This window comes from Pseudomonas sp. RIT-PI-S (assembly GCF_025642975.1).
Lineage (GTDB): Bacteria > Pseudomonadota > Gammaproteobacteria > Pseudomonadales > Pseudomonadaceae > Aquipseudomonas.
Map to the genome: position 1 here is coordinate 257,904 of NZ_JANZKJ010000005.1, position 9,765 is coordinate 267,668.

Below are 9,765 nucleotides of genomic sequence, written 5' to 3' on the forward strand. Positions count from 1 at the left end.
GTGGGCCCGGCGCCTGATGACCTGGAGCTGCTTCATCCTGGTGCCGGTGCTGCTGTTCATGCTGGTGCGCAACCTGGATTGGCAGGAAGTGACCCATGCGCTGCGCTCTTACAAACCTGCCACGCTGCTGCTGGGCGGCGGGCTGGCGCTGGCCAGCTACCTGGTATTCAGCTCCTACGACCTGCTTTCCCGGCGCTACACCGGGCATCGCCTGCCCGTGACCAAGGTGCTGCCGCTGGCGTTCGTGTGCTATGCGTTCAACCTCAACCTCAGCTCCTGGGTCGGGGGGATCGCCCTGCGCTACCGGCTGTATGGCAAGCTGGGCCTAAGCGTGGCCACTATCACTAAAATCCTCAGCCTGGGGTTGATCACCAACTGGCTCGGTTACCTGCTGCTCGGTGGTGTGGTGTTCGCCATGGGCCTGCCGGACTTGCCCGACAGCGTGAAAATCGGCTCCACCGGCCTGCGCCTGATCGGTGTGGCAATGGTGGCCGCGGGTGTGGCTTATCTGCTCGCCTGCCGCTTCGCCAAGCGCCGCACCTGGACGATCCGCAAACAGGAAATCACCTTGCCCTCCTTCCGCCTGGCGGCGCTGCAGGCCACTCTCGGCGCCTGCAACTGGGCGCTGATGGGGGCGTTGATCTTCACCTTGCTGCCGGAAAAAGTCGGTTATCTCACTGTGCTCGCGATCCTGCTCATCAGCAGTATCGCTGGGGTGATCACGCACATTCCCGCAGGCTTGGGGGTACTGGAGACGATCTTTATTTCCCTGCTGCAAGGCCAGTACAGCAAGGGCGCGCTGCTCGCCGCGCTTATCGGCTACCGCGCGCTGTACTTCCTGCTGCCGTTGGGTATCGCCTGCGTGCTTTACCTGGTGCTGGAACGCAAGGCGCGCAAAGGCGCCGGTCAACAACCCGGCGGTGGTGCGGATGCCGCCACCGTGCAGCCGCCCGGCGGGGCCGAGGCCGCAACCGGCAACAGCGAAACCAAGCGCTATCCTGCCGCGGGTTGACGCAGCATCTGGGCGACGCGCCGGGCAAAGGTGTTCAGGGCAAAGGGCTTGGTGAGAATCTCCATCCCTGGCCGCAGGAACGCCGGAGCCAGCTCGCCCTGCTCCGCGTAGCCGGTGATGAACAGCACCGGCAAGCTGGGCTTGATCGCGCGGATCGCCTCCGCCACCTGGCGCCCGTTGAGCCCCCCGGGCAGGCCGATATCGGTGATCAGCAGGTCCACCCGTGGCGCTCGGCCAAGGGCCGCCAAGCCGCTGGCGCCGTCTTCGGCACCGATCACCCCATACCCCAGCCCTTCGAGGGTTTCCGTCACCAGCTCGCGGATGGTCGCTTCGTCGTCGATCAACAACACGCACTGGCCGCCGCTGGCCGGCTCCGCCGCTTCCGCGGGCGACTCTGCGACCACAGGCACAATCGCCTCGGTATGCCGTGGCAGGAAGATACTGACCCGGGTGCCTTGCCCCGGCGTCGACTCGATTCGCACGGCGCCGCCAGATTGCCGGGCGAACCCGTACACCATCGACAGCCCCAGGCCAGTGCCCTGGCCGAGCGGCTTGGTGGTGAAGAAGGGATCGAACACCCGCGAGAGAACGTCCTGGGCCATGCCATGGCCATTGTCGCTCACGCTGATCACCACGTACTCGCCCGGCGCCAGGTCATCCGCGCCGCGCCCGGCGCTCGACTGCATGTGGCTGGAGCAGGCAAGCTTGAGCGTGCCCCCTTGCGGCATGGCATCGCGGCCATTGATGCACAGGTTCAGCAGCGCGCTTTCCAGCTGGTTGGCATCGGCGAGCACGCACCAGCTTGGGTTGCCCAACGACCGCTCACAGTGAATGTTCGGCCCTAGGGTCTGCCGGATCAGTTCCTCGAGGCCTTCGATCAAGGCAGTGACCGCCACCGGGCGGGCGTCCAGGGTCTGCCGGCGGGCGAAGGCCAGCAGGCGGTGAGTGAGGATCGCCGCGCGATCCGCGGCGCCCCGGGCTGCGGTGATGTAGCGTTCGAGCTGGTCGATACGGCCCTGCTCGATACGCCGGTGCATCAGCTCGAGGCTGCCGGAGATGGCCGTCAGCAGATTATTGAAATCATGCGCCAGGCCGCCGGTGAGCTGCCCCACTGCTTCCATCTTCTGGCTATGGCGCAGCAGCTCCTCGGTCTGCTCCAACGCCGCGGCGCGTTCTCGCTCGACGGTCACGTCACGCCCCACGGCGTTGAAAAACCCACCCCCGGGCACGGCTGCCCAGTTGATCCAGCGATAGCCGCCGCGCTTGTGCCGCAGGCGGCAGTCCATGTCGCGCAGCGGATGCCCGGCGGCCAGGTCGCGCGCGGCTTGCTCGCACGTCGCAACGTCATCAGGGTGCAATAACTCCAGCACGCTGATCCCGAGCAGCTCGGCTTCCGGCAAGCCCAGCACGGTCTCCCAGGCAGGGTTGACCGCGGTGATCGTAAGGTCGGCGCGGGTCACCAGCATGATGTCGGTCGACAACTGCCAAAGCCGGTTGCGGTCGGCGGTGCGCTCGGCCACCTCGCGCTCGAAGCGGCTCGCCAGGCCCTTGAGTTCCCGTTCGGCCTCCACGGTGGCGGTGGTTTCGATCACCGTACCCACCACCCCCACCACCGCGCCCAGGCTGTCGCGCAACGGGCTGAAGCAGAAGGTGTACCAGGCAGGTTCTCGCCGGCCATTGCGCTCGGCCGGCAGGCAGTGGTTCTCGCCATGGCAGGCAACGCCGTCGAAGGCGCGGCGCACCACTGGTGCCAGGCGGGGCCCGGCATGCGGCCACAAGCGCTCGAACGCCTCGCCCACCACAGGCGCGCCCTGCCCCAGCAGGTCGGCGAAGGCGTCGTTGTAGAGTGTGCGCTGCTGCGTACCCCAGATCAGGCACTGGGGGAATTTCGACTCCAGCAGGTTCACCAGGCAGCAGCGCAGTGCCTCGGGCCACTGCTGCCAGGGGCCCAGCTCGCTGTGGTGCCACGGGTACGCGCGAATGCGATCGCTCATAACCCCTGACGAATACGGGAACGACAACGGCTCTGTGTAGGGCATGGCTGGGCTCTAAACGCAACGACTCCCCATTCTTGACCATCCCGGGGGTATCCGCAACGAATGGGATCCTTTTAACCGGTCTGGGCTTTGCTCGCCCCTCAGGGCGGCGCACCGGCAAGCCCGGCCTACAAGTTTCCCATCCCACGTTCAGCCTCTTCACACACCACCCCTAGACATTTCCCCGCGCCTGGAACCATTTGCCGGCCCTGCCGCGTAGCCACGGTGGCCCTACCCTTTCCGGCGGCGATACCTACAGGAGTGGTTTATGTCACGGATAGGCAAACAAGGTTCAACCACCTTAACGACGCTTCTGTCGCTAGGTGCAGCGGCAATCCCACTGGTGGCGGGGGTGGGCCTGACCCTGACGCTGGCGGTCAAGTCAATGCATCAGGAGAACCTGCGCGTTGGCACCCAAGCCGTGGAGCAGATGGACCGGCTGCTCAGCGCCGCGCTGGCGACCGCCGACACCCTGCTGCCGATGATCGGCAAGCGCTGCGAAAGCGTATTGCCAGACATGCGCATGGCAGTCGCCAGCAACCCCTGGGTGCGATCTGCATCGGTGATGCATAAGGATGAGCCTTATTGCAGCACGCTCCTAGGCAGAATCGGCAAGGCACCTGCGCCCAACACCGCCCCCCAGAACACCCTGTTGATGACCCCCAACCTCAAGCTGCAAGGCCCGGACAACCTTGCCGAGGATTTTGGTTCACTGAGCCTGACCAAGGCCGGCGCAGCCTCCGGGGTAAGGGTCATGCTGGACAACCGGCTGCTGGTCGATCGCCTGGATTTGCTCAGCGGGCCCACCGACGTTGCCTTGCACGTAGGTGGCGTATACCTCTGGGACGACGGCTCGCTGCTGCGCGGAGAGTTGCGGCAGAACCCCAAGTACCGCACCAGCGTCCCCTCCAGCCAATTCGACTACGCCATGCATAGCAGCGTCTCCGCCGAGGATGTGCTCAACCTGTTGACCGAAAAACTGGTGACCGTGCTGGGCACCCTGAGCGTGGTGGCCATTCTCACCGGCGGCCTGTGCCACTGGGTGCTGACCCGCCCCCGCCGCGAACCCTGACGCGCAACGCATAAAAGGGGCCGCCGCAGCCGCCATGCGTTTGCATTCGCTGGCAATTCCAGAGCGCATGCAGGGCACGGCGGCAACAGGTCATTCGAAAGCCTTGGCCAAGGCTCCGCTCAGTTGCGCATAGATTTCTTCCACATCTGCCGTCACCAGGCGCATACGCAGAAAATCATGGGTAAAGGGATATTCGTAGCGCTCCACCGGCACGCCGGCCGCCGCCAGGTGATCGGCATAGGCGCGGCCCTCATCGAGCAGCGGATCAAAGCCGGCCAGCGCCACCACAGCCGGCGCGGTGCCGGGCGCCACCGGCCCAAGCAACGGCGAGCAGCGCGGGTCCGCACGTTGCTCCGGTGCCGGCGCGTAGTGCTGGTAGAACCACTCCAGGGTCAAGTCATCGAGCAAGTAGCCCTCGCCGAACAGTTCGCGGGACGGATGGCGCCGGGTGGCGTCCGTCGTCGGATAGCACAGCACTTGCAGGCGCGGCGCCGGCAACTGGGGAAAGGCACCTTCGGCGGCACGCTGGGCCAGCACCGTAGCCAGGTTCGCCCCGGCACTGTCACCGCCCAAGGCGAGCCGGGCCAGGTCCAGCCCATAGGTTTCAGCCAGCGCAGGTAGGCCTGCGAGCACATCCTCTACATCGTGCACCGCCGTGGGAAATGGGTATTCCGGCGCCAGGCGGTAGTCCACCGCCAACACCGCGCACGGGGTTCGGCTGGCGAACTCCCGGCATACGCCGTCGTGGGTCTCCAGGTCCCCCACCACGAAGCCGCCGCCGTGCAGATATACCAGCAAGGGCCAGGGCCCTTTCCCGTTGGGCCGATAGAGGCGCAACGGCAGGGCGGCCCCATCGCGCGCGGGCACGCTGCAGTTCAATACGTCCAGGTCCTGGGGCGCGGCCCAGCGCATGCGCTGGCTACTGACAACGAACTGGCGTCGCGCTGCCTCGGCCGTATCCTCGTAAAACGGCAGCAGGGGTACGCCTAGCCCGCCCTGTTCGACCAGGTCCAGAAATGCCTCGACTTCCGGGTGTAGCTGCATGGGTCAGGTCTCCGGCCGGGCGAACCCGGCCACACAAAAAAGGTTAAAGGGGCAGGCCGCTCAGCGCTGTGGGTTCCACCAACGCCTGCAACTCGGCTTCCAGGGCCTGCACCAGCGCTTCCACGGTGGCGGCGCGGTAGCGGCGGGTGCTGTACAAACAGCGGAAGGTTAGCCGGCCGTCGTACACCTGGCCGACGATTTCCAGCCAGTTGCCCAACGGCGCCTGCGGCCCATAGGCCTCGCCGTGGCTTTCGTTGGCGGGCACCAGCAGCGCCTGTTCGTCGAAGGCCTGGTCGAACTGGCCCAGGTAGTTGAAGGTCACCCGCGCTTGGGGCAACGCCGCCAGGCGCTCCGCCACCGGCCGCCCGGCCAGGTAGCGCAACACCCCATAACCCACCCCCTTGTCTGGCACCGTCGCCAGTTGCTCGCGAACCACCGTGACCGACGCCCGCAGGCTCGCACCCGCGCCCGGTGCCAGGCGCACCGGATACAAGGTGGTGAACCAGCCACTGGTGCGGCTCAGCTCCAGGCCGTCGAACACGTCTTCGCGGCCATGCCCTTCGAGTTGCACCAGCGTCGACGCCTCGCCCGTCCAGCGGCACAGCACCCGCGCCAGCGCGGCCAGTAGCAGGTCGTTGATCTGCGCGCCGTACGCCTTGGGTGCCTGTTTGAGCAGGCGCTCGGTGGCGCCGGCATCCAGCCCCAGGGTGGCATAGGCCAGGTGACGAACCTGATCGCGGCCTCGCGGGTTGTCGCAAGGGAAACCTGCGGGCGCATCGCCCAGGGTGCGCAGCCAATACTCCAGCTCGCGCTCGACCCGCGCCGGCGCATCCGCCGCCAGCTGTTCAGCCCAGGCCCGGTAGGCGCTTCCCGTATCGGCGAGTTGCGCCATGCTGCCCGCGCAGCGCGCCTCGTAGGCCATGCGCAGGTCTTCCAGCAGCACCCGCCAACTCACCGCGTCCACCGCCAGGTGATGGATCACCAACAACAGCCGCGCCTCGCCGTCGGGCAGCTTGGCGTGTACCGCCCGCAGCAACGGGCCGTCGGCCAGGTCGAGGCTGCCTTGGGCACGCTCGGCCAATGCCTCCAGCGCTTCGGCGTCGGCCACTTCGGCCTGCCACAGCAACGGCTGCGGCGGCAATACCCCATAGGCCTGGCGCCAGGCGCCGGCTTCCTCGAAAAAGCACAAGCGCAGGCTGGAGTGGTGCGCCAGCAGGTCACGCAGCGCTGCCTCCAGCGCGTCGGCCGCCAGCGGCACCCGTGCCCGCAACATCAGCGCCTGATTGAAGTGGTGCGGGTCGACCATCGCCTGCTCGAAGAACCAGGCTTGCACCGGCACCAGGCCGAAGTTGCCTGCGCTCGCGCGCGGCTCGGGCGCCACCACCGGCGCCGCTGGCTCAGCCAACGCGCGTTCGCACAGCTGCGCGATGGTGGGGAACTGCATCAGGTCGCGCAGCTTGATCACCCGCCCACCCTTGGGATGGTTGCGCAGGCGTGAGACCACTTGCAGGCTCAGGATCGAGTCCCCGCCCAGCTCGAAGAAGTTGTCATGAATGCCCACCCGCTCCAGTTGCAACACCTGCGCCCACACCTCGGCCAGCAGCGCTTCATCGGTGGTGCGCGGCGCGGTGCCGTCCACGGCCGTGGCCTGCGGTGCAGGCAGTGCCTTGCGGTCGAGCTTGCCATTGGGAGACAACGGCAGGCGCTCCAGGTGAACGAACTGCGCGGGCACCATGTAGGCCGGCAGTCGCTCGCGCAGCTGTTCGCGCAGCGTCTCGCTGTCTGCTTGCCCGCCCACCACATAGGCCACCAGTTGCTTGCCTGCCGTGCCGTCACGGGCGACCACTGCCGCCTCGGCGATGCCCGGCAGGCGGCGCAGGCGCGCCTCGATCTCACCCAATTCGATCCGGAAGCCGCGCACCTTGACCTGCTGGTCCACGCGGCCGAGGTAATCCATCACCCCATCGTCGCGCAGGCGTACCCGATCGCCGGTGCGGTATAGCCGCGCGCCAGGCTCGCCGGCGGGGTCTGGCACGAAGCGCTCGGCGGTCAGCCCCGGCCGCCCGTGGTAACCCCGGGCCAGGCCATAGCCGCCGATGTACAGCTCGCCCGCCACGCCAGGGGGCAGCGGCTCCAGCGCATCGTCCAGCACCCAGAGCGCGCGCTGGCCAACCGCTCGGCCAATGGGCGCACAAGCCGCGCCACAGGGGGTACCCAATGGCACCTTCCACAGCATGGGGGTGACCACCGTTTCGGTGGGGCCGTAGCCGTTGGTGAAGTATTGCGGCCGTAGCGCTTGGCCTACCTGCTCGAGCAAGGGCTCGGGCACCGCGTCGCCACCGAAGCAATAGATCCGCACCGGTGGCGGTGGCTCGGCGCAGGCCTGGGCATAGCTGGCCAGCTGTTGCAGGTAGGCCGGAGGGAAGCAGGCGATGTCGATGCGTTGCTCGCCCAGGGCGCGGAAGGTCCGCTCCGGGGTCCACAGTTCGTCGTCGCGCAGCACCAGCGTGCCGCCGGCTAGCAAGGTGCTCAGCCAACGCTCGTGAGCACCGTCGAAGGCGAAGGACATGAAGTGCAGCTCGCGGGTGCCCGGCACCATCTCGTACAGCTCGATGATCGCCTGGCAATGCATGCTCAACGGGCCGTGCTCCACCGCCACGGCCTTGGGCAGGCCGGTGGAGCCGGAGGTGTAGATCAAGTACGCCAGGCCTTCGTGGGGTGGCGGCAATGCCTGTGCCGGCACCGGCTGCGCCAGCAGCGTGGCCGGAGCCAGGCAGGCCAGCCCGGGCGGCAGTGCGACCCTGGCGCTTAGCTCGTCGCCCGCCAACACCAGGCACAGGTCTGCGTCGGCCAGCATGAAGGCCAGCCGCTCGGCCGGGTAGTCCAGGTCCAGCGGCACATAGGCAGCGCCGCTCAATAGCACTGCCAGCAGTGCCACCGGCAACTCCACCGTGCGCCGCAAGGCCACGCCCACTCGGCGCTCCGGGCCGGCGCCATGGGCCAGCAGGTGGCGCGCCAGCTGTTCGGCCTGCGCCAGCAGTTGCCCGTAGCTGAGCGTTTGCCCCGCACAGTTCAGCGCCGTGGCGTCTGGCTGGGCCTTGGCCCGTTCGCTGAGCAACGCCGCCACGCTCAGCCTACGATGCCGTGGCGCCGGTGCCGGCGCATGGGCCTGAAGCCAGGCGCACTGCTCCGGCGCCAGCCGTTGCAGGTTGCCTAGGTAACCCTCCGGCGCGTCCAGCAGCGCCTGCAGGGTCGCTTCGAATGCCAGGCGGATGCCGTCCACGGCCTCGTCGCTGAAGGAGGCACGCAGGTAGAGGAACTCGATGCTCAGCTCGTCCCCCAAGTGCACCGCCAGGTCCATGGGTACGTTGGTCACGTCGCGGTTGCTGGACGCGCCGAATTGCGGCCCGCTGTCGTTGGCCTCCTGCAAACGGGCATCGATGGGGTAGTTCTCGAACACGATGATGCTGTCGAACAGGGCCTGGCCGCCCTGCCCCGACCACCGCTGTACCTCGGCCAGCGGCACATGGGCTTGCTCGCGCAGGTCCAGGTTCTGCGCCTGCAAACGCGGCAGCCAGTCGGCCACCCGCGCATGCTGCGCCGGAGCCTCGATCACCGGCAGGGTGTTGATGAACAGCCCCAGCATGTCGTGGGCGCCGGGCAGGTCATCCGGCCGGCCCGCCACCGTGGCACCGAAGCACACCGCAGCCTGCCCGGTGTAGCGCTGCAGCAGCAACAGCCACGCCGCCTGAATCAAGGTGTTGGGCGTGATGCCCCGCGCCCGGGCGAAGTGCAACAGCGCGCCGGTGCGTGCCGCGTCCCAGTGGGTGTAGCGCGCCGCGTGGCCGCTCAACCCGGCCTGCGGCCGTGGCCAGCAGGCCGGGGCAAGCAGGCACGGGCCTTCCAGCGGCGCCAGGCGTTCGCGCCACCAGGCTTGGGCGGCGTTGCGGTCCTGGGCCAGCAGCCAACCCACAAAGTCTCGGTAGCGGGCACCCGCGCTGGGCACCGGGGCGCCGCCGTAGTGCTGCATCACCTCGCCGAACAGCCGCGAGCTGCTCCAGCCATCCATCAAAATATGGTGGCTGGTCCATACCAGGCACTGCTGGCGGCCGCCATCGGTGACCAGCCGCAAGCGTTGCAGCGGCAAGCGGGTGAGGTCGAACCCCTCCTTCAGCTGCGCCTCGCAGAGGGCATCGATCCAGGCTGGGTCGGCCGGCCAATCGGCCTGCTCGATCACCTCCACCGCCAGCGGCGCGTGGCGGTGCACCCGTTGCAAGGGCTCGCTGCTGTGCCACTGGAAGCTGGTGCGCAGGATGGGATGGCGCTGGCACGCCGCCTGCCACGCGTCGATAAAGCGAGGGATATCCAGCCCGTCCACCGGCAGGCGCAGCTGGTTTACATACAGGCCGTCGCCGTCGTCAGACAAACTGTGGAACAACATGCCCTGCTGCATCGGCGACAACGGGTAAAGGTCCTCCAGCTCGGCTGCGGCGATGGGCAACGCGTCCAGCTGGGCTTGGCTCAGCTTCGCCAGCGGGAAGTCGGACGGCGTCACCCCGGCATTGCCAGGCGCCACACAGTGCATCACCAGCGCCGCCAGT

At 67.7% G+C, this 9,765-nt stretch carries 4 protein-coding genes and 1 pseudogene; 2 read left to right on the top strand and 3 right to left on the bottom strand.

Annotated elements, in window-relative coordinates; all coding sequences use genetic code 11:
- Window positions 1–16 precede the first annotated feature (16 nt).
- A pseudogene (locus OGL93_RS10265) lies at window positions 17–898 on the top strand (lysylphosphatidylglycerol synthase domain-containing protein); the annotation flags it as partial.
- 95 nt (window positions 899–993) lie between these two features.
- On the opposite strand, the gene OGL93_RS10270 reads toward OGL93_RS10265, so the two are convergent.
- A complete protein-coding gene (locus tag OGL93_RS10270) occupies window positions 994–3,006 on the bottom strand; it encodes a PAS domain-containing sensor histidine kinase (protein ID WP_263262529.1) in 2,013 nt (670 codons plus the stop codon).
- 394 nt (window positions 3,007–3,400) lie between these two features.
- Here OGL93_RS10270 and OGL93_RS10275 point away from each other — a divergent pair, with 394 nt between their 5' ends.
- Window positions 3,401–4,120, top strand: a complete 720-nt coding sequence (locus OGL93_RS10275) for a CSS-motif domain-containing protein (protein WP_263262530.1) — start codon at window positions 3,401–3,403, stop codon at window positions 4,118–4,120.
- Between the two features lie 90 nt (window positions 4,121–4,210).
- Here OGL93_RS10275 and OGL93_RS10280 read toward each other — a convergent pair whose 3' ends face one another.
- Both OGL93_RS10280 and OGL93_RS10285 read right to left on the bottom strand, forming a co-directional pair.
- On the bottom strand, window positions 4,211–5,164 hold the full coding sequence (locus OGL93_RS10280; protein WP_263262531.1) for an alpha/beta hydrolase: 954 nt from the start codon (window positions 5,162–5,164) through the stop codon (window positions 4,211–4,213).
- A gap of 43 nt (window positions 5,165–5,207) precedes the next feature.
- Window positions 5,208–9,749 carry a non-ribosomal peptide synthetase gene (locus OGL93_RS10285; protein WP_263262541.1) on the bottom strand — a complete coding sequence of 1,514 codons (4,542 nt, stop codon included), beginning with the start codon at window positions 9,747–9,749 and terminating at the stop codon, window positions 5,208–5,210.
- Between the last annotated feature and the right edge of the window lie 16 nt (window positions 9,750–9,765).

Bases quoted from the DNA above. Each gene is read 5' to 3' on its own strand.
- OGL93_RS10270 (WP_263262529.1), bottom strand. From the start codon at position 3,006: ATGAGCGATCGCATTCGCGCGTACCCGTGGCACCACAGCGAGCTGGGC.
- OGL93_RS10285 (WP_263262541.1), bottom strand. From the start codon at position 9,749: ATGCACTGTGTGGCGCCTGGCAATGCCGGGGTGACGCCGTCCGACTTC.
- OGL93_RS10280 (WP_263262531.1), bottom strand. From the start codon at position 5,164: ATGCAGCTACACCCGGAAGTCGAGGCATTTCTGGACCTGGTCGAACAG.